This is a genomic window from Pseudarthrobacter siccitolerans, assembly GCF_030823375.1.
In the GTDB taxonomy this organism is placed as follows: Bacteria; Actinomycetota; Actinomycetes; order Actinomycetales; family Micrococcaceae; genus Arthrobacter; species Arthrobacter siccitolerans_A.
Window position 1 is genome coordinate 1,595,974 of the sequence record NZ_JAUSXB010000001.1, and the last position, 24,615, is coordinate 1,620,588.

Consider the following 24,615-nt stretch of genomic DNA (forward strand, 5'->3'; position numbering starts at 1 on the left):
TTTCGGGTCACCGGGACTTTAGGATCAGGGCAGTGCCGGCTGGGCACGAGGCCAGCTGCCGCTCAAGCAGCCCTGACAATTACGGGGACCGATCGCTGTGTTCAAGATTGTAAAAGTTCTTACTGCTGCCCTTGCCGCGAGCGCCGGCCTCGCGCTGGCAGGGATTCAACCAGTCCAGGCAGCACCGGCAGCCCAGATTACGCTCAGCCCGGCAACAGGATCTGCCGGGTCCGCCGTTACGGTCAACGGGACCGGTTTCAAGGCCTCCGCCTCGGGGACGGTGGTGGCCGGCTCGGCGTCGTTTGCTTTTCGGACTGCAACCACTGGGGCATTCAGCACAGCCATCACCATTCCGGCCGCAGCAACCGGAAAGCTGACCGTTACGGCCAAGACCTCCTCGGTCCAGGCGTCCTCGGTATTCACTGTGACCCCGCCGGCGCCGGCGCTGCCGCCGGTCAGCACCGCCCGCCTGCGTTTCGGGGTGGCCACCGCCAACGGCCCTATGGCCGGCGCTGAGCTGGATGAGGTGGCCCTGCTGGCAGGGGAAAGCCCGTCCAGCGTGCTCTTCTACAAGGACTTCCTCCAGGCACCGCCGATCAGTGAAATGAACGCTGTACGGGCCCGGGGTGCCGTGCCCTTGGTGACGTGGGAGCCGTGGGCCTGGGGAGGCGGAGTGGACCAGCCCGCGTACGCCCTGGACAGAATCGCGGCGGGCGACTTTGATACCCGGATTATTGAGTGGGGACAGTCACTGGCAGCTTGGGGATACCCGGTGCAGCTGCGGTTCGCCCATGAGATGAACGGGAACTGGTACCCCTGGGCTGAAGGTGTGAACGGCAATATGGCCGGAGACTATGTCCGCGCGTGGCGTCACGTGCATGACGTGGTGACCGCCACAGGTGCATCAAACGTCTCATGGGTATGGAGCCCGAACGTGCCCTATTGGGGATCCACTGACTTGGCCGGATTGTTCCCGGGCGCCGGCTACGTGGACTTCGTGGGGCTCGATGGGTACAACTGGGGCACGTCCGCGTCGTGGAGCAGCTGGGTCTCACCGCAGGATCTTTTTGCTCCGGGAATCGCCGAGTTCCGGGCAATCGCCCCGGGACTGCCGATTCTTATCGCTGAAACGGCGTCAAGCGAGTCCGGCGGATCCAAGGCGGCATGGAACACGGACCTGGTGTCCTACCTCGCGGCCCAGCCGGATGTGATGGGTTTCGTCTGGTTCCATCTGCAAAAGGAAGCCGACTGGCGCATCAACAGCAGTGACACCTCGGCCGCCGTCTTTAAGTCTGCTTTGACGGCCTGCCGGGCGTCATAGCGCTTAGGATTTCTTCCATGAGGATTGCCGTTGCAGGGGGAACCGGTACAGTCGGCCGCCACGTCGTCGCCGTCGCCAGGGAGCGCGGGCACGATGTGGTGGGCATCAGCCGGGCGGAGGGCGTGGACCTGGTCAACGGCAGGGGCCTGTATCAGGCGCTCCAGGGTGCCGAAACGGTGATTGACGTCTCGGGCATCCAGACCGTTTCCACCAAGAAATCCGTGGACTTCTTCACCAACGCCACCCAGAACCTCCTGGCAGCGGAGAAGCATGCCGGTGTGAAGCACCACATTGCGCTGTCCATCGTTGGCATCGACAAAGCCAATTCGGGCCTGTACGCCGGCAAGCTGGTGCAGGAGGACGAAGTCAGACATGGCGGCATCCCGTGGACCCTCCTCCGGTCAACGCAGTTCCACGAGTTCGTGCCAATGACCGTCAAAGCCGCGTCCGCCGGCCCGGCGGTACTTGTGCCCAAAATGTTCACCCAGCCCGTCGCGGCAAAGGAGGTGGCCATCGCCCTGGTGGATGCTGCGGAAGCCGGGCCGCGGGGACGGGTCCCGGACCTCGGCGGGCCCAGGGCCGAGCAGCTGACAGACCTGGTCAAGGCCTACCTCGCCAAAACCGGGCAAAAGAAGCGAATCGTCCCCCTGCATGTCCCCGGGCCCATGGGCAAAGCGATGCGCAAAGGCGGGCTGATCCCGGCGGCGGGTGCCGCCGTCGGACGCCAGACGTTCCTGGAGTGGCTGGAAGCCGGGGGCGCTGCCTAGCGGTTCAGCCGGGACAGGTACCGGACTGTCCGCCACTGAAAAATGCGAGTACTCACTACTCGTGCCCCCGCCTCGGCCCTCCCGTTAGATTCGAGGTGCAGCGCGCGGACCAGGTCCGCTCCGGCACCGTTCAAAGGGGGAACGAGAATGACAGTCCATGTGCAGGGCACCAGCAGAAGGGTGCTGAAGGCCGACGGCGGAAGGCAAGGAGTGGCGGGCGTCGCCGACGAGCCGTGGTTCAAGCCGTCCGGGTTCCTGCTGGACCTGGTCACGAACGCAGACACGGATGCGGCCTCCCTGAGGCGGCTGGCGGAAGCAGCAGCGGTAGCCCTCACTCAGGCAATCGGAGTCCAGATTGACTGTGCCGTGATGCTGTCCACAGCCCAGGGGGCTCCCATCCAGGCGGCCAACAATGGACGGGCCGCGGGTCTGGGCTACCTGGAACAGGATCTCGAAGACGGCCCCATGAAGCAGGCCGCGGCGGCGGACGGCCCCTTCGTGGTGGACGCCGCCGAAACAACGCTGCGATGGCAGGCCTACCGGCGCCGGTTCCTCGACGCCGGCTACGGTGAGGTGCTTGCCGTTCCGCTGCGGCTTGATCCCGGCACCACTGCCGCCCTGGGATTCTTTGCACCGCCGGAGGAGCGGTTTGATCCCGACGCCGTCAACCATGCAACATGGTTTGCCCGGGTTGCATCGCAGAGCCTGAAAGTGGCACTCGAGGTCCGGAGCGTCCGGTCCGCGGGGGACAACCTGAAGGCGCTGCTGGAAAGCCGGACGTCCATAGACGTTGCCTGCGGTGTGATCATGGGCCGCAACCGCTGCTCCTACGCGGACGCTTTCGGCCTGCTGGCCGGGGCTTCGACCCAACGGAACAAGCAAGTCCGCGAAGTGGCTGAGGGATTCCTGAAGAACCTGCCAAACGGCTCCCCCGGGACACGCTTCGAGCTGTGAGCAGCGGTGCCGCGCGGGCCGCTATCAGCCCGGCTGCCACCGGTGGTTTCCCGATACACTCTGTGGAAGATGCGGAGATCCACACTCTTGCGCCCCGGCCCTCCCTTTATTAGCCGGCGCTCGTATTATTCATGCATGTGGACTAAACAGCACCAGTCGTTCTGCGCGCTATGCGGCAGGAGCACCAAACATGTCACCCACTTCCAGAAGGACGACGCCGGCTCCCTGACTCCGGACGTCCGGTGCACCGAGTGCGCTGAATCGTCAGAGGCGGCGGCCTAGAATCGAGCCGCCGGCACAGTTTGTCGATTCGGGCTTCCAGTGCGCGTCGTATAAGTAAGGACCCAAACGAAGGGCCCGGACGAAAAGCTAAGGGAGTACGAAGATGGCAAAGTATCTGGTCCTGATCTTCCAGGATGAAACGGTGACTCCACAGTCGGAAGGTGAATCGATCAACCCCGCCTACCAGGAGTTTATGCAGCGGCGCGCAGGGTCCCTGCTCAATGGGGCGGCACTGCAGCCGGCCTCGACGGCCACATCCGTCCGGCGGGACGGGTCCGGCGGATTCTCGGTGACGGACGGTCCTTTCGCCGAATCGAAGGAGGTTCTGGGCGGCTACTTCCTGCTGGAAGCGGGCGACCTCGACGAGGCGCTGGAGATTGCCAAGGAAGTTCCGGCCGGCGTCGGAGTGGAGGTCCGGCCCGTGCGGATGGTCAGCTGATGCCGGCGGCCGCCAGCTCGGAGGTTGCTGCAGCGGTTGCAGATGCGCACCGCCGCGAGTGGGCTTTCGTGCTGGCGGCAACGCTGCGTGTTGCCGGTGACATCGACAAAGCCGAAGAAGCCGTCCAGGACGCCTACGCCAGTGCGCTGGCCACGTGGGGTCCGCGTGGGATCCCGAAGAACCCGGGAGCGTGGTTGACGGTCACGGCCCGGCGCCGGGCCCTGGACATGCACCGCCGGGCAGCCACGGAACAGCGGGCGCTCCCCAGGCTGTGCGAGCCGGAGGAATCGCTCGCTGATGAGCAGGCCCTGGCAACGGAGGACATTCCCGATGACCGGCTCCGGCTGATTTTCACCTGCTGCCACCCCGCCCTTGCCCCGGACGCCCGGGTTGCCCTGACGCTGCGGCTCCTTTGCGGGCTGTCCACCGCTGACATAGCGCGGGCCTTCCTCGTGCCGGAGGCCACCATAGCCGCCCGGATTACCCGGGCGAAAAAGAAGATCGCTGCCGCCGGGATCCCCTACAGCGTGCCCGCGGCGTCCGAGCTCCACGAGCGTATCGACGGTGTGCTGTCCGTTGTCTATCTCGTGTACACCACGGGTCATACTGCCCCGTCGGGAGCGGACCTGATGCGCCGGGACCTCGCGGAGCGCGGCCTGGAGCTGGCGGGGATGCTGCGCGTCCTGCTTCCCAATAACAGGGACGTTGCGGGGCTTCTGGCACTCGTGCTGCTCACCGACGCGCGCCGGGACGCCCGGCTGGATCGCAACCGGGAGCTCGTCCTGCTGGAGGACCAGGACCGGTCCGCCTGGGACCGGGCTGCCATCGGGGAAGGCGTGGCGCTCCTGCGCGAGGCCTTGAGCTCACGGCCGCCGGGCCGCTTCGCGCTGACGGCGGCGATCGCGGCCGTCCATGATGAGAGCGGATCGTGGTCCGAGACTGACTGGCAGGAAATCCTGGGCCTCTACGACCTGCTGATGGAAACGTGGCCCTCCCCGGTGGTCCAGCTGAACCGGGCCATAGCCCTTGGCTTCGCGGTGGGGCCTGCGGAAGGCCTGGCTGAGCTGGATGCGCTGGGGGCTGAGCCCCAACTGGCCCGCTACCCGTACCTCGCCGCCGCACGCGCCGACTTCCTGGCACGGCTGGGCCGTACCGGCGAGGCCCGGGATGCTTTCGAGGAGGCGCTGATCCTCACGGACAACGACGCCGAGCGCAGCTACCTCCGGGCGCGGCTGGCTAGTAGACTAGCCGGCTGACCGGCTGCTAGGCCGACCGTCCCGCGGACGCGAGTTCCGGCTCCCGTTCCCTGGCGGGCCCGGGAGCGGGACGGACGACGGCGGCGTCGAGCCTTTTGTTGGCCCACCGGCGGACGGGCGTCTCCACCAGCCGGAAGGACGCGTAGGCGACCAGGACGGTCAGGGCTGCCGCCAGCGGCACTCTGAGCCACAGCGATGGGACGAGCGGCATCAGCAGCAGATAGACGGGCAGGTGCCAGAGGTAGAGGGCGTAGGACAGGTCGCGGCCGGGGCCGGCAAGCCAGGGGTGGCTCAGGATCCTGGCGGTGAATCCGGCAGGGGAAAGGACCAGCCAGCCGATGGCCAGTGCCGCCAGCAGCGCCAGCACGGTGGGCCCGGCTGTCCAGAAGGCGCTGAACCACAGGCCGGGAGTGTTCGGCTCCTGCAGCAGGAACACGGCCGCCAGCAGGACCAGGGCGGCCGGCGGCCCGGCCCAACGCGCAGCACCCAGCAGGGACGCGTGCAACCGGGAACCCGGGCGGACCACCGTGAGGACGAGCGCCAGGGTGCAGCCGATCAGCAGCTCGTCGGCCCGGGTATCGGGCCCGTTGTACAGGCGGCTCAGCGGCGCCCCACCCCACACCAGCAGGAAGCGTTCCAGCAGGAACGCCGCAGCCAGCCCGGCGGTGATCCAGGCGACCGTCCGGACCTCCCAGAACCGCAGCAGGACCAGGAGGAGCAGCGGCCACACCAGGTAGAACTGCTCCTCGACGGCGAGCGTCCAGGTGGGGCCGAGCGTTTCACCGGCAATAGAGCCGCCGAACAATCCGAAATGCGCCAGGTTCATCACGTACCCGACAGCCGGCAGGACGAAACCTTCCTGGCCGGCCCACTTCGACGCCGGAAACACCACGCCCACGGTGACAATCACTGCGCAGAGGCCCAGCAACGCGGGCCATAGCCGGGCGAGCCGCTTGGCGTAGAAGATGTTCAGGTGCAGGCCGCCGGTGGCAATGTACTCCTTCATGATCAGGAGGGTGATCACAAAGCCGCTGAGCGTAAAGAAGACGTCCACCCCGATGGAACCGCCGGGGGCAAGGCCGGTGGCGGCGTGAAAGAGAAAAACGAACGCCACGGCAACGGTGCGGAGCCCGTCCAGGGCGTGCTTCCGCCCGGAAATGAGCTCGGCTGGTTGCACTTCCGGACGCTCCAAAGCTGACAAATATCCACTGCTTGACCTCAAAACCACTAAGCAAGCATATATAACGTTTCCATAACCGCGCTGGGCGAAGGCTGGATGGAAGCTCCAAATGCACAACCTTGGAAATCACTAGGAGAGCCGGGCGCCCTGGCTCTAGGGTTCCCCCAACATCGGTCTCGTACCGTTCCAGCATGAGAGCAACCACTGAACCGCTGCACATCCCGGCTGGTACCAAATCCGGTGGAAACGCACCTTGGCCGTGCGCGCAGGACCCCGCCCGGCCCCTCCTGGACCATGCCGTGCTGGACAAGCTGCGCGCGGACCTGGACGACTATGACGAAGTCTGGCGGGTGTTCGTCAAGAACTTCGTCGCCGCTCTCCCCCTGAGGCTTGACAGGATGCGGCTGGCATTGACCACCGGGGATCTCCCGGGGGCCATCGATGCGCTCCTCAGTATCAAGACCGCGAGCCAGCAGGTGGGCGCGGAGCGGCTCGCCGCCCTCGCCCTGGTTCTTGAGCTGGCCGTGCGTGAGGGTACCCGGGACCGTGATCCGTCCGGGGTCCTCCCCTGGCTGGCCGCCGACCACCTGCCGCGGCTGAGGCACTGTGCCGGACAGACGTCCTACATCCTCGAGGCACACCTCAAGAAGGCCCTGCAACCGAGGCCCGCGTTGACCGCGCACCCCGTTCCCTGAAAGCTGTCCCCTGAAGACCGGCCCCTGAAGCTGGCCCGCGAAAGGCACCGTCCATGAAGAATGCACGCACCCGCACCCCCGTGAGGACGGCGGCGTCCCTCGGTGCGGCGGCCGGACTCATGCTGCTCGGCGCGGGCGCCTCGTCCGCGCACGTCAGTGTTGACCCGTCGTCGCCCTCTGCCGGAGGCTTCTCGCAATTGACCTTCAAGGTTCCCAACGAGTCGGGCACGGCCAAGACCACCAGGATTGCGGTCGCGCTTCCCAGCGGAACACCGTTCACCTCGGTCTCCGTCAAACCCATGGACGGGTGGACGGCGGAAATCACCGAAGCCGCCCTGCCTTCGCCCGTGACCATCGAAGGGGCCGCCATTACCAAGGCGGCCTCGGCCGTCACGTGGACAGCGGACGAGGCCCACCAGCTGGGACAGCACGAATACCAGACCTTTTCGATCTCCGTTGGCCGGCTCCCGGCTGCCGGCACCACCGTGGCCCTGCCTGCAACCCAGTGGTATTCAGACGGAACGGTGGTGGACTGGAACGAGCAGGCAGCCCCCGGGCAGGCGGAACCCCAGCACCCGGCCCCCTCCTTCGTCACCACGGCGGCTGAAGAGGGCGCGGGGACCCCGGCCGGCGCGGCAGCCGTCGCCGCAACCACACCGGTCACGGCCGCCGCGGACAACACCCTTGGCATCGCCGGCCTGGGCGCCGGACTTCTGGGCCTGGCCCTGGGAGCGGCCGCGTTCGTCCGGACAGCCGGCCACCTGAAGAGGTGACTAGCGCGCCACTGCCGGGGACTCGTCGTCGGCCGTGATGAGGATGTTGCCCTCGCTGATGGACTCGGACAGCACGTCGTGCTCCACGGCAGTGGCCAGCGGCTTCTCCTTGACGAAGAGCAGCACGACGGCGGCAATCACCGCCAGCGGGACCATCCAGATGAAGATGGGGGTCAGGGCGTCGTTGTAGGACGAGATGATCAATGCCTTGACCTCCGCGGGCAGCTTGCTGACAAGCGCGGGCGTGAGGGAGTTCGATCCCCCGGGTGCGTTGCCGCCGGACGCTGCCGCGGGCATGCGCTCGGTGAGCAGCTCGGCCAGGCGGCTGGCGAACAGGCTTCCCACCACGGCTGAACCCAGGGTGGCGCCGATCTGGCGGAAGAAGTTGTTGGACGCCGTCGCCGTGCCTACTTCGCGCAGCGCGAAGGAGTTCTGGACCACCAGCACCAGGATCTGCATGCTCAGGCCCAGTCCGAGGCCCATCACGGCCAGGTAGGCGCAGATTTCCCAGAGCGGCTGGCCGGGCTTGAGGGTGGAGAGCAGCACCAGGGCCACCGCCACCAGCAGCGAGCCGGCAATGGGCATCCACTTGTAGCGACCCGTCTTGCTGACCAGCTGGCCGGAGCCAACGGAGGCCACCAGGAGGGCGCCCATCATGGGGATCATCAGCAGGCCCGATTCGGTCGCGTTCACGCTGAAGGCCATCTGCAGGTAAGTGGGGAGGTAGCCGATGGCGCCGAACATGGCCACGCCGATCAGCAGGCCGGCGAAGGTGGACAGGTTGAAGTTCAGGTCCTTGAACAGGTGCAGCGGGATGATGGGCTCGGCGGTGCGGCGCTCCACCAGGACGAAGGCCCCGGCGCTGAGGACGGTGCCGGCGATCAGGGAAATGATGATCGGATCGGACCATTCATACTTGCTGCCGCCCCAGGTTGCGAAGAGCACCAGACAGGTGGTGGCGATGGCCATCAGCACCATGCCGCCCAGGTCAAGCTTGGGCTTGCCGGCGTGCTTGGGCAGTTTGAGGAAGAACGCGGCGCCCGCGAGGGCCAGCAGGCCCAGGGGGATGTTGATCCAGAAGACCCAGCGCCAGCCGGGACCTTCAGTGAACCAGCCGCCCAGCAGCGGCCCGGCAACGGAGGCGATGGCGAACACGCCGCCCATCATGCCCATGTATTTGCCGCGTTCCCGGGGCGGGACCACGTCGGCGATGACTGCCTGCGAGAGGATCATCAGCCCTCCGCCGCCGAGGCCCTGGATGACGCGGGCGGTGATCAGCACGCCCATGTCGTTGGCGAGCGCGCCCACCACAGAGCCGACCATAAACAGGAGGATGGCCGCGATCAGGAGGGACTTGCGTCCCATCAGGTCACCGAGTTTGCCGTAAATGGGCATGCTGATGGTGGAGGTGAGGATGAATGCGGTGATCACCCAGAGCATGTCGCTGACGCCGTGGAGTTCGCCCACGATGGTGGGCAGCGCGGTGCTGAGGACAGTCTGGTTCAGGGCGGAGAGGAGCATGGAGAGCATGAGGCCCACAAAAAGGAGCACCATGTGCTGTTTCTGAGGGGCCTGCGCCGTTCCGGGTGGAGTGGCCGTGGTCATGAGAGTTTCCTTTGCAAGTGGTGAAAGAGCGCCAGCGCGGGCGCGAGGTCTTTGGGGGTGAGGCCTGTGGCGGGGTCGAAATCGGTGGATTTTGCCCGGAACTTGGCGGGCACCGCCGCGAGCATCACGGTCATCCGCGCCGTTTCCTCGGCGCTGAAGCCTTCAGCACCGTCGGCCCAGTCCGGATCCTGGGCGAAGTGCTCGGCCACGGCCTGGCATACCAGGGCTTCGGCCTTGGCCATGTATTCCATCTGCCGCGCGAACAGGTGCGGGTGCCGCTTCAGGATGAGCCGCCGCCGGGAGTTGTCCGTGTTGCGGATGGAGGAAAGGGCGACGGCGACAAGCAGCAGGGTGACCTGCTCCAGGAAGTCTTCCGCGCCGCTGAGCTTTGCCGCCGCAGCGGCGTCAAGGACCGGCTCGTGGAGGCCGAGTACAGCGTCCTCCTTGGCCGGGAAGTAGTTGAAGAACGTCCGGGGCGAGACCCCTGCGCTCTCCGCAATGGCCTCCACCGTGGCGTGTTCCAGGCCGCGCTCCTGCGCCAGGGAGGCCGCGGCCTCGTGGATGGCAGTCCACGTTTCGACCTTTTTGCGCTCACGAAGCGTAGGGGAAGGGGTGGGGGGCATGTTCCTATTTTTGCATGACTGCAAACATTGCACAACTGCAGGTTTGTGGGACCGGGGCAAAGGGAAGGCCCCTCCTAGGAGGGGCCTTCAACGTAGTGGTCAATTGTCTTGTGATGTAGGTCAGCGGTGATGCACTCCCCCTTCCCGGACGCCCCCTAGCGCCCATCCGGACTATGACAAGAACTGACTTTAGTGACGTGGCAAGGGCTAGTAAAGGGGTTGTGCTAAAGAAATTTGACCCATTTTGGACCCTCCCGGGACTCCTGCATGTTTCCGGGGATTTACTTCAGTGAAACAGCAGCGGCCGTATTATTCAGGGATGTGGACTAAACAGCATCAGGCTCTATGCGGCATGTGTGGCACGAACACGAACCACGTGACGCACTATCACAAGGACGACGCCGGCGGCGCGCTGATTGCCGAAGTCCGGTGTGCGGAACACCGGGACGTTCCCGTCATCAGCGAGGCATCCTCGCCTGCCTGGATGGAGGCTGCGGAGCCGGCGGCCTGACCGGAAGCCGGTATCGCTTGTCCTGCAACTCCTGCCCTCCCGCCCCCTGGCGTCCCTTGAATGGTTCCTCTATTGCGTCAAGCTGGCCCAGGTCTCCAGGAACTTCTCAGCAAGGTAAGCATGCCCGGCGGTGTTGGGGTGCGCGCCGTCGGAGTCGAACTCTTGGCTGTTGGCACTCGTGAACCAGCCCGCCTCGACGGCGTCAACATAAGGAGCGCTGGCAGCCGCGGCACCAGCCCGGACGGCGCTGTTCACCCCGCGCAGTTCCTCCGCGAGGGGCTGCGGCGCCGACGGCCCAAGCACCACAACCTGGATGCCCGGCCAGAACCTGCGGGCTGCCTCAATAGTCTGTGAAGTGGCAGCAGTAACTTCTTCCGGGTTCGCGATCCGTGAGTCGTTCTGTCCGCCTTGAAGAATGAGGACGTTGGGCACGAAGGCGGGGTTGGCGGCGATGTTCCGCAACCGGACTTCGTACTCACCACCCAGCTCGTCCTGCGACCCGCCGCCCCATGCGAATCCGGTTCCGGGTACGCCGTCGATGTCGGTGGGGTACCCGAGTTGCCCGGCAACGAGGTACGCCCAGCTCTGGTCCGGCTGCGCTGCACCATAGCCGGCAGTGTACGAATCACCAAGAATGAGCAGAACGGGCTGGGCGGGCAGCTCTATGCCCAACTGTTGGGCAGTTGCAGTTGCAGAAGCCGTGGGTGTGGGGTTCAGGGACGCAGTAGCCGTGGCCGTAGCCCTGGCTGTCGTCCGGCTTGCCGGTGCAGGATTGACAGCTTGGCCGGCGCCGCCGGGATTCAACAGGGCAATTGCTGCTACTCCGACGGCGACCACTGCCAGCAGGAAAAGCGCACCGTATTTGACCCATTCCTGCTTCCCGATGCTGGGGCGCCCGCCGTTCCTCGTCACCGGCACATCATACCGGCGGCCCCGGTATCAGCAATAAGTTCCCGTCCTCCATCCGTCATCGCGGATGGAGAACGGCCCGCCGCTATCCCTTTGCCCAGACGGCTACCCAGTCAAGCTGAACATGGCCGCTGGTTTCGGGCAGCGGACAGATCGGCGAGCAGGATTCGGTCTGCAGGATGTAGTGCATGGGCTTGGCCGGCGTGTATTTTGTGGAAATACCGATGGATTTCCCATCCAGGAAAAATTCGATGCCGTCGGGCCTCCACTCGGTGGTGGCTGTGTGCCAGGCGCCAAAGGGAACGTTGGGACGGAAGACGTCGTCCGTGTGGATGCCGCCCTCGATTCCATGCACCGCAGCGTAGATGACCCTCGACAGGTCTCCCTCTGGAAAGTCGATCTCCCCGTCCAAAGGCCACTGCTTGCTGTCGGGCCACAGCAGCCACGCCAGTTTGAATCCTGCCAGGGCATCGGCTTTGAAGCGCACAGAGTAGCGCCCGTACGTCAGGCTGTTCCAGGGCCGTTGAACGGCACCCCCAAAAATGGGAGACGGTGCTGCGCCCATGGCTACGCCGTTTTCACTGTGCAGGAACATGTCCAGGACGCCATCATGAACACTCAGGACTTTTGACGGGTAATACCCGGACTTTCTCTCGCCCTTTGGAACCTGTTGTGCAGCGGTATCCGGTGTGCCATCGAAGTAATTCGCACTCCATCGTGCGCCGTAGGCGGGGCCGGGGAAACCTCCGATAGGGACATCTCCCGCGGTGAAGTCCTCTGTGAAGACCTGCCGCCAGCCAGGCAGGTCGCCCACCGGCAGTGCCTCGGAAACAGGAGCAGCCGGTACGGCCTCGATGGCAGGGGCGGCGGGCAAAGCCTCTGGCGCGGGAGCGGCCGGTAGGGCATCCAGGGTGGGAGCCGCTGACGTGGCCTCCGAAGAGGGAGCTGCCGGCAAGGCTTCGGCGGTGGGAACCGTAGTTGGCTGTGCAGAACTGGAAACCGGGTTCGTCGGATCCCGGCCTTCCGCTTGAACACTTGGGTCCGGAGCTGATACTGCGGCAACGCCGATCATGGCGAATGCGAGGGCGGACAAAACTACCATCAAGACGAGGAGGCGGGTCCGCGCGCGGTGCTGAATTTTCTCCAAAGGTGTCACTCCATCCAAGAGGAGTTACTGCATTTTACCGCGGAGGTCCAACAACCCGGGTAGGGAGCTGCGAAGGTGTCCTGCACATTGTCCTCCCATGCATGGTCCGGCAGGGACCTCGAGCAAGAACGGTGTGCGGCGCCCGCATCCCCCTATTCGCTACACCCTATGAGGGACGCAGCAGCTGGTCATGAGTACAAGGTACTCATGTTTCGGTGTCCTACCTTCGTGCGACTACTTGCGGTACCTGCTTTGAACCTGCCTGGGGAGGCCCGTCATCAAGATACGGAGTGTCGGCACCTGCGGCACCCGCACGGCCGCTGCCAAACCCTCCTCATCCCCGGCCGTGGAGGGTGATGGGCGTGCCAGCACAATTGGGCTCATGGACGACGAGCGCGATCTTATTAAGAGCCATGATGGATATGTCCACCGTCCGCAACTCATGGCCCTGGCGCCGGCCGGCGTATATCTGGGGTCAGATGGCGGCCGGGCGGCCGCCATCCCGGCCAGCTCAGCTCAAACAAGCTCGCGCCAGTCCCCTTCGTTCTGGCCGGCCCTCAGGTCCGTCTCAGACTCAACGTTGATACCATTCCGAGAGCTGCACATAGCGCAGCTGCCCACGAACTGATGAGGGCAAGCTGAGTCTTGGCCCTCTGCATCCGGCAGAGTTACATGCATGATCTTCCCTAGCGTGTGAAGACGTAGACCACTATGTCTACGTCAATCAATAAAATGACGCCGCTTACGGCGAAAATGGGCCGCCCTCGTTTGGCCTCTATGGCCTGGCGGCCGTGCTAGCTGGGCACCCTGTGCTGTCGTACGATACTAGACAGCGCCAGCCTCTGGCACCAGCGTAATGCGGTACTTGTCTTTGCATACTCGCATACTTGGCTTAGCGTCCTCCGCTTCAGCTGGACAAACATGAGCCCCTCCCAGGTGCACTGACCTGAACAGCACAGCTAGTGCTCCCGGCGGGTCTCCTGGAGCCGCTTGATGAACCAGCGCGACTGTTCCGGCCCATAGGGCAGCACCGGGATGGCCTTGGTTGCGTCACTTGGTGCCTCGCGGATGGAACGCTGTGCCTGGCGTACCGCCGTGGTCATGGTGTTCGCCATGGTACTGACGAACTGGTCGCTGCACGGCCTCCCGTGTCCGGGGATCAGGAACTCGTAGCGGTGGCGCAGCGCTGAGATGTGCCGGAGCGCGTCCGCCCATTCCTGCGGGTACGAGTCTTCGAAGGACGGGTGGGCGCCCTGCTCCACGAGGTCACCCACGTAAAGAGTGGTGGGGGTGCCCACCAGCAGGTCACCGTCCGTGTGGCCGCGGCCCAGGTAAAACAGGGTGGCGGTCAGCCCGCCCAGGTCCACCAGCACAGGCTGGTCCTTCACGATGGCGTTGGGGACCACAAGCTCCACGTTCTCGCCTTCACCCGTGGACATCTCCGGTTCCAGGGTCCCCACGAAGCGGCGCTGGAGGTCCCCACGTTCTTCAATTTCGGTGGCGCAGTTCTGGTGCGCCCAAAATTCGGTGACGCCAGCTTCCGCAAACACGGCGTTGCCGAAAAAGTGGTCGTAATGGGCGTGGGTGTTGACGACGACGAGCGGGAGTTGGGTCCTCTCCCGCACCGCGTCCAGGATCTCCCGCCCCTGCCGTGGGCCGCAGCCTGTGTCGATTACCATGGCCCGCTCGGATCCCACTATCAGTCCGGTATTCAGCAGCGATCCTTCGGTGACAAGCACATGGTTGTTCGCGCCGACTTCGAGCCATTCCGACATTGTTTCTCCGTACCTCCAGCAAATCAGTGTTCGTCTGTCTAGGCGTCGATTGTACCCACCGGCCCTTGGGGTTCCCGGGAGGCAGAACATTGGTGGCACGGCTGGGTTCTAGTGGTCGTTGCAACACGCGTAGTTCCGGGAGTACAACGACCGTGCCGCATAAGCCGGAAAATTGTCCGGCAGGCGAAGGTACACGCAGGAGCAAAACGATCATTTCTGCGATTTCCTGGGCCCTATCGGCTCCGTAGCAGTTGGCGCCAAAGATCTCGGGTTCAAATCCGATGACGAGTTACCGGTGGACCCGCAAGCTTGGTATTGGGGCTGGGTGGGGCAGCTAGGCGGGAGTAGATGTGTTTAGAACGGGCCGAAATTGTAACTGCACCGCTGGTCAGCCCGATTTGAACAGGGATACTGGGTATGGGTGAATTCAGAGGTGCCGGAAGAAGGCCGGCCCCTACGTCCAAATACCCTTCGTTGCGCGTCCTCACTTCCCTGCCTGACTCCAGTCTTAACGACCAGCCCGGCAAGTCCAGCAGGCACGCCTTAAACACCGATTGGTTCAGCATCTCCTAGCCCTATACGACGCCGGCATAGCCGGGTTCTTCAATGACGCAACAATGTCAGAGCTAAAGGTAAGCGGGTTGTTTGGGTTCCGCTATGGAGCAGGACATGCTCATGTCAAGCGAATCCCGCTACCAGCAGGCCAAGGCGGCCATCGCGAAGTACGAAGTGCCCGCGCTGCCCTGGCCGCTGCCAGAGGGGCCAGCGCCCAAAGACATGGCGTACTGAGACGACAATGATGGCCGGAGGCTATGCTTTCCTCATGGATCAAGCGCCGCTTGTGACCGCGAATAAGAAAGAGCGGATCCGCGTCGTAGGCGACGCGGAGTGGGACGCGCATATCACCCGTCTGGGCATCACCGATACCTACAGCTGTGCCGCATACCACCGGGCTTCAGCCCTGCTCGAGCCCGAGGGCACCCGGCCGGTCCTGCTCGCTTTCGGCGACGGGGCCGGTGAAGTGGCCCTTCCGCTGCTGTTGCGTCCCCTCCCCGACGATGCAGGATGGGACGCCACCAGCGCGTACGGCTATGGCGGCCCCATCAGTCGGGGAACCCCGGACTTGTGCGCTTTCGGCGAGGCCCTCAATGGGTGGGCTGAGGAACAGGGGGTCGTGTGCACATTCCTCAGGTTGAACCCGTTGCTCGACAACGGCCGGCTCGTGCCCTCCACGGCTGAGTTGGTTGACGCCTCATCCACGGTGGCGTGGGATCTGTCCCCCGGCCGGGACCTGCGGCAAGGCTTGCACTCCGACCAGCGCAGGTCGGTGCGGAAGGCAGAGCGAGCCGGCGTCACCATAACCGTGACATCCCGCCCGTCGGACCTTGAGCACGTCCAGGAGCTGTACGACGCCACGATGCAGCGCCAGCAGGCAGCGAACTTCTTCCTCTTCCCCAAGGCCTACTGGCAGGCGTTGGTCGTCGATGACCAGCTGCTGGCACCGCTGTTGGTGGAGGCGCGGTTGGCCGACCGTGTGATCAGCGCGCTCTTGTGTTTCGTGTCGGACCCCTGGCTGCATGCCCACCTCTCCGCCGGGGACGACGTCGCGCGGGCCGTAGGCGCCTCCGCCGCGTGCTACCTGGCAGCCGCGGAATGGGGACAAACCCATGGACTCACCGGCTTTCACCTGGGCGGTGGGGTGGGCGGCAGCAGAACCTCGCCGCTCTACGCTTTTAAGCAGCGCTTTGATCCTCAAAGCAGACCGCGCCAGTTTCAGGTCGCTAAGTTGGTCCACGACCGTGACCGGTACCGGGAGCTCGCGGGCTCAGATGCGACTGACGGGTTCTTCCCTCCATGGCGTCGGCCCCACTGAAAATGGTCCACCCGTCTGTGTTGCCGCAGGAGTAGGCTTGCGTGCGCCACGTCCAGCGCCTGGAGTCGGAAGGACTTCATGTCCACGAACAGGATTCACACCAGGATTCCGCTCAGTCGTCGCGCCATCTACGCTGTTGGTGTGCGGGCGCTCGGACCTGTTTACTCGCGGGCAGGGTCCGCATACCTCGCTGGACGTGAGCGGCCCGCGGCGCTCGCCATTGCCGGGCGCCTCGTGGCCGCCGGGTCGGAGGTGACGCTGGGTTACTGGCCGCGCCAAGGTGAGTCGTCCGCGGAGGTGACCGCAGAGGAGTTCGCCACGCTCGATGCCCTTGGGCAATCCGGCGCCTATGGAAATGGTGCCGCCGTGTCCCTGAAGGCGGCACGTGTCGGGTTCGACGCGGACGTGGTCCGCCGCCTGGCGGTGCTGGCTGCGGAACGGCATGTCAGGTTAGTCTTCGATGCTCATTCGCCTGCCGAGGCCGACCGGACCCTGGATTTGGCCCGCATGGCTCATAGCGAGGGAGCCTCCGTCGGAGTGGCCCTGCCCACGCGCTGGCGGCGGAGCGCCGAGGACGCGGTCATGGCGTCCGAATGCGGTCTCTCGGTTCGTGTGGTTAAGGGGCAGTGGCCGGACGCCGTGGCCCGCAACAGGTTGAGCGTTGAGGATACACTGCGCTCATCTTTTCTCGGTTTGGTCGAACGACTTGTAAGACTCGACGTGCGCTTCGCCGTGGCGACCCACGACGTCGTCCTGCTGGAGCACACGCTCAAGCGCGCCGCCGCTTTAGGGAGCCCACCTGAGGTGGAACTGCTTCTGGGCATGCCCATCCGGCGGGCGCTGGAGGTCGCTCGTCGAGCTGGTGCATCGACGAGGTTCTACGTCAGTTTCGGCTACCCGGGATTGCCGTACCCGTTCCGGTCCATCCTCCTGCGACCGCGGCTGGCGTGGCTGCTCACACAGGGGGTCGTCCTCGGGGGACGCAACCAGGTAATTCAGCAGCGTGCTGCGCTCGGGCCACAAACCACGGGAAATGAAGATTAGCGGTCAGGCACGTCGTTCCTGGCTGCCCTCTCAAGAATCTGATGCATGGCTTCCAGTCCAGCCTTCATTGACAGGCGGGAGTCGTAATAGTTCCGTGCTGCCGCTGCCATGGTTTGCTTCTCATGGCGGCCGGCAGCAACAGCCTGACGGCATGCCGCCGCTAAAGCTTGAGGGTTCTCGGGCGCACTGACCCAGCCAAAGCCGCCTTCCACGCACATTGCAGCCACATCACCGAGGACCGTTGTGATAATAGGGACACCCGCCGCTAATGACTCTCCAACTTTTGAGGGGATCGTCCCACGAAACACGGGCCTGTCCAGCAGTGTTACAAGCTGGAAATCGGCGGCGGCATAAACAGCGGCCATGTCGGCGAACGGAACCCTGCCAAGAAAAGTGACGTTGTCTACGGACAGGGAATTGGCCAACGCCTGCACCTCATCCAAAGAAGCGCCGTCACCAACGATGATAAAATCCATACCGGATTCAACGCCCAGTGACGCAGCAGCGGTGACGATGGTTTCAACGTCCTGCATCTTGCCGACATTACCTGCGTAGGCTATGAGCCAACGGTCAGGCGAAGACACACGGTTGCGGAACTCGGCAACCTCAGCAGGATCAGGCGCTGAGCGCTCAGCACCCCAGTTATACAAAACTGAAACAGCGCGGGGTGGCACTCCCCGCTGTTGGAGAGTCGAAGCCATGGAGGGCGCGATCGCTACAATGTGCGCAGCGTTTCCATAGACGACTTTCAGCAAAGCGTGGAGCACTACGTTCACTGGCTTGCGAAGGAACGCCGGCTTGACCATCCCAGAGTCGAGCACCGATTCAGGCCATAAATCCTGAATGTGCAGGACATAGGGAATACGGTGCACCCACCGAAGGTACAGCACGGTTGCACAAACGCTCATGGGAGTCGCGTACACGTAAATGATTTGGCGGTCGCGAAACCAGCGTGCATGCAGCAAGGACATGCTGGCGAACGTCACAAATGACACCATCCGGCGCAATCCGCTCGTGTCATGACTTACATATTGTGGAACTCGCAAAGTCCGAAAGCCGGGGCCATCATCCAGCTGCCTCCAGCGCTGGCGATACCCGGGATAAACCTTGCCGGCAGGGTAGTTTGGAAATCCCGTCAATACTTTTACATCATGGCCCTCGGCACCGAAATATTGCGCCAGCGACGTGGGAATTAGAGCCGGCTCAGGGTGGAACCACTGGGTCAAAATACCTATCTTCATCGAGACCTCCTCCGCCTGAATAATCATCGCTCTAAATAACGAATGGCCGCTGGGATGGCGGCCAAATCATTTACCCGGCATCGCGCTTGGGGCCAAAGTCATCAACCTCTGCAGGAGATAGTGTCTCTACAACGCCGTCGGCCCGAAGGACTTTGAAAGCAGTGGCAATGAGGATTCCGAGGTCCAACAGAGGGCCTGCATTGGAAACGTATTCCAGGTCCTTCTCAATACGGAGACTCCACGGCGCTTCAGCGCGGTAGGCTAGCTGAGCCAATCCCGTGAGCCCCTGGGGCACCAATACCCGTTGAGCCTGCTCCGCGGTATAGCGTGCGTACTGCTCGGGCAGCGCCGGACGGGGCCCCACGAAGCTCATGTCCCCGCGAACTATGTTCACCAGTTGGGGAAGCTCATCCAAACTGTACCGGCGCAATTTCTCGCCCAGCGGCGGCACGAGATTCAGGTCTGCAGGAATGCATCCGCCACCGATTTCTTCCGCATCGTTGACCAGGGTGCGGAATTTGAGGATCCAAAAAACTCTGCCGTACTGGCCCACCCGTTGTTGCCGAAACAGAATCGGCCGCCCCATCAGCACCGCTATAAGAATCGCGATCAATGCGAAGATCGGCGAGAGAACAACAAGCAGCAAGGCCGCTACAGCCTTCTCCAGGACGGCGCGTTTCGCCAAGTAAGTTCGAGCATCATGATCCATCCTTATTTACGTCCTGAATGCCGGAAGGATCGCACTACCAGAAGTGCACGAAAGCATGCCATACAGTATGTCCTCCTCGAGATTGGATCGACAGACACGATAGTTCTCCTAAACGAAACTCGAAAACGTATCCGGTCGCTTGGGATCATAAAGGTCGTTTGTCCAGAACATCGTAGATAGGTCAGTGCTACCAGTGTTCTTAATATTGTGCGTCCAAAGCGTTGGCATGTCTATCGCCACAGGTTCTGAACCATGCACTGCGAAACGGAGAACGCTGTGACTGAACAGACATCGCATCGCGATTTCTGCCTCACCGGACAGTACAACAAATCTTTCAACCTTCCTGCGGTGGAAGTGCTGGCCGCGGGTGAAGCCGGAGACGGTCGTTGAAAAAGACGTTTGTCCCTCTCCGCCCTGGGAGCGGCACACTTCGAAGAAACTGCCTCTGGCATCCGTACGTCTGTCCAAAGCAAATGGCAGTTTCCGGGGCTGCTGCAATCGAAAAGATCGATAGGTATTAAACAGCCCCAAGTCGAAGTTCGATTCCAGCGCCGGGATATCTCCTTTGCGATATATATATGCGATGTCTTGAAGCTGAGCCAGAACGGCTGAGACCGTCCGCGAGACCGTGAAGGACTTCATATCCTCCATTGGAACGATCCCAAGGAGGATATCAGCGGCATCTTGTGCATGCAGAAGAACCAGGTCCCTGTCATCCAGTATTTCGGCGCTCTGTTCCGCGCTAAGCAAATGGCAGAAAGTTGCCACCACGGAGTTATAAAACGGCCGCCCGTGTTCGCCGAATAGGTTGGGAAGTAAAACGTCGGTGAAGCTCGCGCCAACAGATTCAGCTGCGGCCCGCAGGATGACCGCCGCCTCCGCCTTTGACTGCCCGTAAACAGAAGAGTTGCCGGCCTGCACGGAGTTGGCGTACACGATATGCGACGGCGGAGAGGGAACGCAACACAAAATATCGGCCAGTTGCGTTGCAAACTCGAGGTTCCCATCATGGACCTCTCGATCTGAACCGCGATTCACGCCAGCGAGATGAATGAGGCGGTCGCTCCCGCCCACGACAGCCATAGCCCGTTGCCGATGGAGTTTCGAGCCCAAGCCGATCGGCTCGAGCCCATACCCCATACTGAGGGCAGCCGCGCGAGTGTGCAAGCCAAGGAAACCACCCGCCCCCGTGAGTGCGATCTTCATAAGAGCGAATCGATGCGGGAGGTTTTCCCTGCCAGTGCCAGTTCCCTTCGTACTTCAGGGAGGGTAAGCAGCAACTCCTCGATTTGGTTAACGGTCAACCGCTCAACTGTATGCGAGTCGTAGTCAGAATAGAAGGCTTGCGCGATGTCACCTGAATCAAAGTACTTGCTGTAATTCATGTCCCGCTTGTCAGCCGGCACCTTGAAGTAATCGCCCATGTCCTGCGCCCTCGTGAGCTCTTCCCGAGTAGCCAACGCTTCCGAGAGCTTTTCAGCGTGGCGTGTACCGATAACCTCAACGTCACTTTCCGAAGCGAACAAATTTGCGACTGCCTGAGCCAGGTCAGCTATTGTGGAGGCGGGCGCCTTTTTGACAAAGAGGTCACCTTGTTGGGCATGTGTAAAAGCGAATTCAACGAGACTGACAGAGTCGGCAAGCGACATCAGAAACCGCGTCATCTTGGGGTTGGTAACGGTTAGCGGCTTACCCGCCTTAAGTTGGTCTATGAATAGCGGTATTACTGAGCCGCGGGAGTACATAACATTTCCGTACCGCACGCAGGAGACGATGGTCCCGGCGTCCGGATTATTCAATCCATGAGACTGCGCGACTTTTTCCATCATTGCTTTACTCATCCCCATCGCATTGACAGGATAAACCGCCTTGTCCGTACTCAGGCATACAACCGACGCTATGCCGTTCTTTTCGGCGGCGCGAACGACATTCTCGCTGCCGGTTATATTTGTTCTAACAGCTTCCATTGGGAAAAACTCGCAGGAGGGAACCTGCTTCAACGCGGCTGCATGAAACAGGTAATCGGCGGACTTAGTGGCGCGGTCTACGCTGTCAAAGTCACGCACATCGCCGACATAGAACTTCAGCCGCGAATCAGGCAACTCATGCCGCATGGCGTCTTGTTTTGCCTCGTCACGGCTCAGGATTCGGACCTGCTCAGCTCCGTTCTCAAGCAGCTTCTTTGCAACTGTATGGCCAAATGAACCTGTTCCACCAGTAATTACAATCCGTTTTCCAGCGTATGGAGAGTTATCCACAGTAGGGCCTTCCGTTTCCAGTGTGAGCATCAGTTTTCTTAAGCCAGGAATGAGCAAATTTGGCCAATAACGCGCGAAAACTCCTCGGTGGTCAAAGCAGAACCCGAGGGAAGAGCGAGACCCGTCTTGAAAAATCGCTCTGCCGTACCGTCAATAAGACATTCCGCGCCGGAGAAGACGGGTTGAAGGTGCATTGGCTTCCAGAGCGGGCGGCTCTCAATGTTCCCTGCAGCCATGTGCACGGCCAGATCTTGGGCGGTAAACCCGGCCGACCGAGGGTCCACTATCACCGAGGTCAGCCAACAATTATCCTCGTGGTCGTCACGAGCACCGAAAATCTCCACACCATCTACGGCCGCGAAAAACTCACGATAGTTGTCGCGATGGTAACGGCGCTTGGAAAGCATCTCATCCAAGCGCAAGAGTTGCGCACGGCCCATGGCGGCCAAGAGATTGCTCATTCGGTAGTTGTAGCCAATGTCAGTGTGTTCGTAGTGGGCGACAGGCTCCCTTGCCTGGGTGGCCAGATATCGCGTGCGCGCAGCAATGGCGCCGTCTCCGGTCAGGAGCATTCCCCCGCCGGACGTTGTCATGATCTTGTTTCCGTTGAAGGACAGAATGGCTGTATCCCCGAACGAGCCGGCCGCTTTACCTTCGCGGGTGGCGCCCAATGATTCTGCCGCGTCGGCAATAACCACCATTCCGAACCGCTCGGCGATGCGGTTGATTTCACTGAAATCGCACACCTTTCCCAGCAAATCCACCGGCAGGATCGCTTTCGCTGGACGAGATTCAGCTACGAGCTTCTCTGCCGCTTCCTCCAACAAGGCCGTGCTGATGTTGCCTGAAGCATCACTGTCAATGAAGTAGGGGTGCGCTCCCGTGTAGCAGATGGCATTTGCAGTTGCTGCGAAAGTCATCGTCGAGGTCAGCACTATGTCGTCAGCGCCAATACCATGGCTTAGCAGCGCCAAATGAAGTGCCGCTGTTCCCGACGCCAGGGCCACCCCGTAGGCGGCACCTACCCTTTCTGATACTTCGACCTCAAATTCATCCACATCGGGACCCAGCGGTGCCACCCACCCAGACCGAAGTGCATCCAGTACAAACTTTTCTTCCAAACCCCCAACGTCGGGTGATGACATGTAAATCCTGGTGCTCATTGCAGGCTCTCCAAGCTCTGGGCAGCCTGCAGTCCGTTTCGCACCTGGGAGTTCGCTGGACCCCAGTGATTCAGCAGGAGCTCACTGGGGGACAAAGGTGGCACGCCTGTATGGCTGATCTTCGGATGAATCGGGCGTTCATCTGTTTCCCCCGCCCCTACAAGTTCCTCGTGCAGCTTCTCCCCCTGGCGAAGCCCGGTGATGGAGATGCTGATTTTGCGGCCCGACTTCGCGATCATCCGTTGGGCCACGTCCATGATTCGGACGGGTTCTCCCATGTCCAAAATCAGGGCCTCCCCTGGACAACCGATCGCTCCTGCCTGTACAACCAGCTGGCAGGCCTCTGGAATGGTCATGAAATACCGGGTCACCTCCGGGTGGGTCAGGGTGAGCGGACCCCCCGCCTCGATTTGCAACCTGAAGGTAGGCAACATTGAGCCGCGGCTGCCGATGACGTTGCCAAACCGCACCGACAAATAGGTCTTCTTTGTATCGGCGGCAAACCAGGCAGTAAGTCTTTCGCCCAGTCGCTTGGAGTAACCTAAAACGCTTGTTGGATTCGCTGCCTTGTCAGTGGATATGTTGACAAAAGTTTCGACATCCGCCGCCCTCGCTGCGCGCAGGACATTAAGCGTTCCAAGAACGTTGGTCTGCCAAGCTTCGTTCGGGTATTGCTCAAGCATTGGAAGATGTTTCAACGCAGCGGCGTGGAACACAACCTCAGGCCGCCGCTTTAAAAATATGTCCTGAATGGTCTTCTCATCGCGAATGTCAGCAAGTACTACTTCCTCCGTATCGAGCAGTCCGTGACCCGAAATCGAAATTTGTGTTCCTTGCAGGCCTGTCTCATCACGGTCGAGCATGATGACTTCAGCGGGCGAAAACCGCATAACTTCCCGGCAAAGCTCAGATCCTATCGATCCGCCTGCGCCTGTCACCAGGATGCGCTTGTTCGTAATGAAGCCTGCGATCGAGTCCAGCTCAGTGTCAACGGCGTGGCGGCCAATGAGGTCGGAAATTGACACGTCCCGCAAGTCATTGAGTCGGGTATGGCCTTCTAGGATGTCTGCGAGCAGGGGCAGGACCAAGAGCCGAAGACCGGCGGCATCCGCATCGTCGGAAACCTGCCGCAGTAGTTCAGCCTCTGCCCGCGCAATGGCGAAAATCAAGACTTCAGCGCCCGTGTCATGTGCTACCTGCGCCAACTGGTCGCGGCCTCCCAGCACGGGGACGCCTTCCAGATGGAAATTCCGGAGTCTGGGATCGTCGTCGATGATTCCAACAGGACGAAAAGGCGAATACCTGTCCCTATTCATCTGCTGGATCACGTGCTGCCCCAGGTGACCTGCCCCGTACACAAGGGTGGGAGTTGCCGACTCCCCTGGACGGAGACGTCGATCGCAATATGTCCGATGTACTAGACGCGCGCCGGCCATCAGCACAAAAGCCACAAGCAGTCCGATCAAAGGGGAGCTGCGAGGAAAATCGTCAGAAGCGGGAACCAAGAGCCTGCCAACCGTCAGAACCAGGCCAACGCTACCAACCACCAACATGAGGTTTACAGCGTCGTACCGGGAGCCATACGGGTGAAGGTAGCGGTAAAGGCCAAAGGCCCATCCCGACAGGGCCTGCAGAGTGACGGCCAGAAGCACCGCAACGGCCACCACCAAGGGGGATATCGCCGTAGCATCGAAATCCATCCGAATCAGGGTGGCGATGGGTAAGGCTATTGTCCAGATTCCGGCGTCAACAAGGTATTCTCGCCATCGAAATATTTGCCCTGGCTTTGGCCGGAGATCTGTACGTGTCATTTGGACAGTTTTTTGGACTCGTTGTTGTGCTAATTTCACACTGCGAGCAAGATTTGGGTGCGGAACGCCGCCGAAATGTCCGGTCATGGGCTGCCATCGAGGAGAGTCGCTCGGACGGCGCTTCATACCGTCACACGCGCCAACAGAAATAGGGCTCAGCTCGTAGGTGGGTTCCCGCCTGACGGAACTAATGTTGAAACGCTAAATCTAGTGATGGGAGGAAACCACAGTAGGGGCTACTCTATTTTTGAACATCCACTACCTGCCCTGTTACTCAAG

22 protein-coding genes are annotated in these 24,615 nt (G+C 62.2%); 10 read left to right on the top strand and 12 right to left on the bottom strand.

What is annotated here, in order from left to right; genetic code table 11:
- Nucleotides 1-97: 97 nt before the first annotated feature.
- The 5 genes from QFZ36_RS07485 to QFZ36_RS07505 all read left to right on the top strand — a co-directional run bounded on the left by QFZ36_RS07485 (nucleotide 98) and on the right by QFZ36_RS07505 (nucleotide 5,019).
- The gene (locus tag QFZ36_RS07485) at nucleotides 98-1,321 is read left to right on the top strand and encodes a glycosyl hydrolase (RefSeq protein WP_306635155.1); all 1,224 of its coding nucleotides are present in this window, start codon (nucleotides 98-100) and stop codon (nucleotides 1,319-1,321) included.
- A 17-nt stretch (nucleotides 1,322-1,338) separates the two neighbouring features.
- Nucleotides 1,339-2,088 (top strand): SDR family oxidoreductase, encoded by a 750-nt coding sequence (locus tag QFZ36_RS07490; RefSeq protein WP_306635157.1) that lies wholly within the window; start codon nucleotides 1,339-1,341, stop codon nucleotides 2,086-2,088.
- Nucleotides 2,089-2,235: 147 nt separating this feature from the next.
- Nucleotides 2,236-3,042, top strand: a complete 807-nt coding sequence (locus tag QFZ36_RS07495) for a GAF and ANTAR domain-containing protein (RefSeq protein ID WP_306635159.1) — start codon at nucleotides 2,236-2,238, stop codon at nucleotides 3,040-3,042.
- Nucleotides 3,043-3,427: 385 nt separating this feature from the next.
- On the top strand, nucleotides 3,428-3,763 hold the full coding sequence (locus QFZ36_RS07500) for a YciI family protein (protein ID WP_306635161.1): 336 nt from the start codon (nucleotides 3,428-3,430) through the stop codon (nucleotides 3,761-3,763).
- Nucleotides 3,763-5,019: an RNA polymerase sigma factor gene (locus QFZ36_RS07505; protein ID WP_306635163.1), complete on the top strand. Its 1,257-nt coding sequence runs from the start codon at nucleotides 3,763-3,765 to the stop codon at nucleotides 5,017-5,019. The genes QFZ36_RS07500 and QFZ36_RS07505 overlap by 1 nt, the downstream gene beginning before the upstream one ends.
- Before the next feature lie 7 nt (nucleotides 5,020-5,026).
- Here QFZ36_RS07505 and QFZ36_RS07510 read toward each other — a convergent pair whose 3' ends face one another.
- The gene (locus tag QFZ36_RS07510; protein ID WP_306635165.1) at nucleotides 5,027-6,196 is read right to left on the bottom strand and encodes an acyltransferase family protein; all 1,170 of its coding nucleotides are present in this window, start codon (nucleotides 6,194-6,196) and stop codon (nucleotides 5,027-5,029) included.
- 194 nt (nucleotides 6,197-6,390) lie between these two features.
- On the opposite strand from QFZ36_RS07510, the gene QFZ36_RS07515 reads away from it, so the two are divergent.
- Both QFZ36_RS07515 and QFZ36_RS07520 read left to right on the top strand, forming a co-directional pair.
- Nucleotides 6,391-6,894, top strand: coding sequence for an Hpt domain-containing protein (locus QFZ36_RS07515; RefSeq protein WP_306635167.1), 504 nt, complete (start codon nucleotides 6,391-6,393; stop codon nucleotides 6,892-6,894).
- Between the two features lie 53 nt (nucleotides 6,895-6,947).
- Entirely contained in the window at nucleotides 6,948-7,667 is a 720-nt protein-coding gene (locus tag QFZ36_RS07520) for a YcnI family copper-binding membrane protein (RefSeq protein WP_306635169.1), read from the top strand.
- Here the strand turns inward: QFZ36_RS07520 and QFZ36_RS07525 are convergent, their stop codons facing one another.
- Both QFZ36_RS07525 and QFZ36_RS07530 read right to left on the bottom strand, forming a co-directional pair.
- Nucleotides 7,668-9,272 carry an MDR family MFS transporter gene (locus QFZ36_RS07525; protein ID WP_306635171.1) on the bottom strand — a complete coding sequence of 535 codons (1,605 nt, stop codon included), beginning with the start codon at nucleotides 9,270-9,272 and terminating at the stop codon, nucleotides 7,668-7,670.
- Nucleotides 9,269-9,895 (bottom strand): TetR/AcrR family transcriptional regulator, encoded by a 627-nt coding sequence (locus QFZ36_RS07530; protein ID WP_306635173.1) that lies wholly within the window; start codon nucleotides 9,893-9,895, stop codon nucleotides 9,269-9,271. Before QFZ36_RS07530 ends, QFZ36_RS07525 begins: the two co-directional genes overlap by 4 nt.
- Before the next feature lie 376 nt (nucleotides 9,896-10,271).
- Between QFZ36_RS07530 and QFZ36_RS07535 the strand changes: the two genes are divergently transcribed.
- Nucleotides 10,272-10,406 (top strand): hypothetical protein, encoded by a 135-nt coding sequence (locus QFZ36_RS07535; RefSeq protein ID WP_306635175.1) that lies wholly within the window; start codon nucleotides 10,272-10,274, stop codon nucleotides 10,404-10,406.
- Between the two features lie 69 nt (nucleotides 10,407-10,475).
- Here the strand turns inward: QFZ36_RS07535 and QFZ36_RS07540 are convergent, their stop codons facing one another.
- The 3 genes from QFZ36_RS07540 to QFZ36_RS07550 form a co-directional block, all read right to left on the bottom strand.
- Nucleotides 10,476-11,318 (bottom strand): SGNH/GDSL hydrolase family protein, encoded by an 843-nt coding sequence (locus QFZ36_RS07540; RefSeq protein ID WP_306635177.1) that lies wholly within the window; start codon nucleotides 11,316-11,318, stop codon nucleotides 10,476-10,478.
- Between the two features lie 82 nt (nucleotides 11,319-11,400).
- Nucleotides 11,401-12,462, bottom strand: coding sequence for a family 16 glycosylhydrolase (locus QFZ36_RS07545; RefSeq protein ID WP_306635179.1), 1,062 nt, complete (start codon nucleotides 12,460-12,462; stop codon nucleotides 11,401-11,403).
- Between the two features lie 959 nt (nucleotides 12,463-13,421).
- A complete protein-coding gene (locus tag QFZ36_RS07550) occupies nucleotides 13,422-14,237 on the bottom strand; it encodes an MBL fold metallo-hydrolase (RefSeq protein ID WP_306635181.1) in 816 nt (271 codons plus the stop codon).
- An 823-nt stretch (nucleotides 14,238-15,060) separates the two neighbouring features.
- On the opposite strand from QFZ36_RS07550, the gene QFZ36_RS07555 reads away from it, so the two are divergent.
- Both QFZ36_RS07555 and QFZ36_RS07560 read left to right on the top strand, forming a co-directional pair.
- On the top strand, nucleotides 15,061-16,110 hold the full coding sequence (locus QFZ36_RS07555; protein ID WP_306635182.1) for a GNAT family N-acetyltransferase: 1,050 nt from the start codon (nucleotides 15,061-15,063) through the stop codon (nucleotides 16,108-16,110).
- A 78-nt stretch (nucleotides 16,111-16,188) separates the two neighbouring features.
- Nucleotides 16,189-17,154, top strand: a complete 966-nt coding sequence (locus QFZ36_RS07560) for a hypothetical protein (protein ID WP_306635184.1) — start codon at nucleotides 16,189-16,191, stop codon at nucleotides 17,152-17,154.
- Here the strand turns inward: QFZ36_RS07560 and QFZ36_RS07565 are convergent.
- From QFZ36_RS07565 to QFZ36_RS07590, 6 genes are all read right to left on the bottom strand, one after another.
- Nucleotides 17,151-18,395, bottom strand: coding sequence for a glycosyltransferase family 4 protein (locus tag QFZ36_RS07565; protein WP_306635185.1), 1,245 nt, complete (start codon nucleotides 18,393-18,395; stop codon nucleotides 17,151-17,153). The two genes, QFZ36_RS07560 and QFZ36_RS07565, sit on opposite strands and share 4 nt — an antisense overlap.
- Before the next feature lie 70 nt (nucleotides 18,396-18,465).
- Nucleotides 18,466-19,104 (bottom strand): sugar transferase, encoded by a 639-nt coding sequence (locus tag QFZ36_RS07570; RefSeq protein WP_306635187.1) that lies wholly within the window; start codon nucleotides 19,102-19,104, stop codon nucleotides 18,466-18,468.
- 108 nt (nucleotides 19,105-19,212) lie between these two features.
- Nucleotides 19,213-20,310 carry a polysaccharide biosynthesis C-terminal domain-containing protein gene (locus QFZ36_RS07575; RefSeq protein ID WP_306635189.1) on the bottom strand — a complete coding sequence of 366 codons (1,098 nt, stop codon included), beginning with the start codon at nucleotides 20,308-20,310 and terminating at the stop codon, nucleotides 19,213-19,215.
- A complete protein-coding gene (locus tag QFZ36_RS07580) occupies nucleotides 20,307-21,392 on the bottom strand; it encodes an SDR family NAD(P)-dependent oxidoreductase (RefSeq protein WP_306635191.1) in 1,086 nt (361 codons plus the stop codon). Before QFZ36_RS07580 ends, QFZ36_RS07575 begins: the two co-directional genes overlap by 4 nt.
- 8 nt (nucleotides 21,393-21,400) lie before the next feature.
- On the bottom strand, nucleotides 21,401-22,507 hold the full coding sequence (locus QFZ36_RS07585; RefSeq protein WP_306635193.1) for a DegT/DnrJ/EryC1/StrS family aminotransferase: 1,107 nt from the start codon (nucleotides 22,505-22,507) through the stop codon (nucleotides 21,401-21,403).
- 14 nt (nucleotides 22,508-22,521) lie between these two features.
- Nucleotides 22,522-24,336, bottom strand: coding sequence for a polysaccharide biosynthesis protein (locus tag QFZ36_RS07590; protein ID WP_306635195.1), 1,815 nt, complete (start codon nucleotides 24,334-24,336; stop codon nucleotides 22,522-22,524).
- Nucleotides 24,337-24,615 lie beyond the last annotated feature (279 nt).

What these genes read in the sequence shown, in the direction of transcription:
- QFZ36_RS07560 (WP_306635184.1), top strand. Translation starts at nt 16,189, where the DNA reads ATGTCCACGAACAGGATTCACACCAGGATTCCGCTCAGTCGTCGCGCC.
- QFZ36_RS07570 (WP_306635187.1), bottom strand. Translation starts at nt 19,104, where the DNA reads ATGGATCATGATGCTCGAACTTACTTGGCGAAACGCGCCGTCCTGGAG.
- QFZ36_RS07590 (WP_306635195.1), bottom strand. Translation starts at nt 24,336, where the DNA reads ATGACACGTACAGATCTCCGGCCAAAGCCAGGGCAAATATTTCGATGG.
- QFZ36_RS07555 (WP_306635182.1), top strand. Translation starts at nt 15,061, where the DNA reads ATGGATCAAGCGCCGCTTGTGACCGCGAATAAGAAAGAGCGGATCCGC.
- QFZ36_RS07515 (WP_306635167.1), top strand. Translation starts at nt 6,391, where the DNA reads ATGAGAGCAACCACTGAACCGCTGCACATCCCGGCTGGTACCAAATCC.
- QFZ36_RS07500 (WP_306635161.1), top strand. Translation starts at nt 3,428, where the DNA reads ATGGCAAAGTATCTGGTCCTGATCTTCCAGGATGAAACGGTGACTCCA.
- QFZ36_RS07550 (WP_306635181.1), bottom strand. Translation starts at nt 14,237, where the DNA reads ATGTCGGAATGGCTCGAAGTCGGCGCGAACAACCATGTGCTTGTCACC.
- QFZ36_RS07505 (WP_306635163.1), top strand. Translation starts at nt 3,763, where the DNA reads ATGCCGGCGGCCGCCAGCTCGGAGGTTGCTGCAGCGGTTGCAGATGCG.
- QFZ36_RS07580 (WP_306635191.1), bottom strand. Translation starts at nt 21,392, where the DNA reads ATGCTCACACTGGAAACGGAAGGCCCTACTGTGGATAACTCTCCATAC.
- QFZ36_RS07575 (WP_306635189.1), bottom strand. Translation starts at nt 20,310, where the DNA reads ATGAAGATCGCACTCACGGGGGCGGGTGGTTTCCTTGGCTTGCACACT.
- QFZ36_RS07565 (WP_306635185.1), bottom strand. Translation starts at nt 18,395, where the DNA reads ATGAAGATAGGTATTTTGACCCAGTGGTTCCACCCTGAGCCGGCTCTA.
- QFZ36_RS07585 (WP_306635193.1), bottom strand. Translation starts at nt 22,507, where the DNA reads ATGTCATCACCCGACGTTGGGGGTTTGGAAGAAAAGTTTGTACTGGAT.
- QFZ36_RS07530 (WP_306635173.1), bottom strand. Translation starts at nt 9,895, where the DNA reads ATGCCCCCCACCCCTTCCCCTACGCTTCGTGAGCGCAAAAAGGTCGAA.
- QFZ36_RS07490 (WP_306635157.1), top strand. Translation starts at nt 1,339, where the DNA reads ATGAGGATTGCCGTTGCAGGGGGAACCGGTACAGTCGGCCGCCACGTC.
- QFZ36_RS07525 (WP_306635171.1), bottom strand. Translation starts at nt 9,272, where the DNA reads ATGACCACGGCCACTCCACCCGGAACGGCGCAGGCCCCTCAGAAACAG.
- QFZ36_RS07520 (WP_306635169.1), top strand. Translation starts at nt 6,948, where the DNA reads ATGAAGAATGCACGCACCCGCACCCCCGTGAGGACGGCGGCGTCCCTC.
- QFZ36_RS07495 (WP_306635159.1), top strand. Translation starts at nt 2,236, where the DNA reads ATGACAGTCCATGTGCAGGGCACCAGCAGAAGGGTGCTGAAGGCCGAC.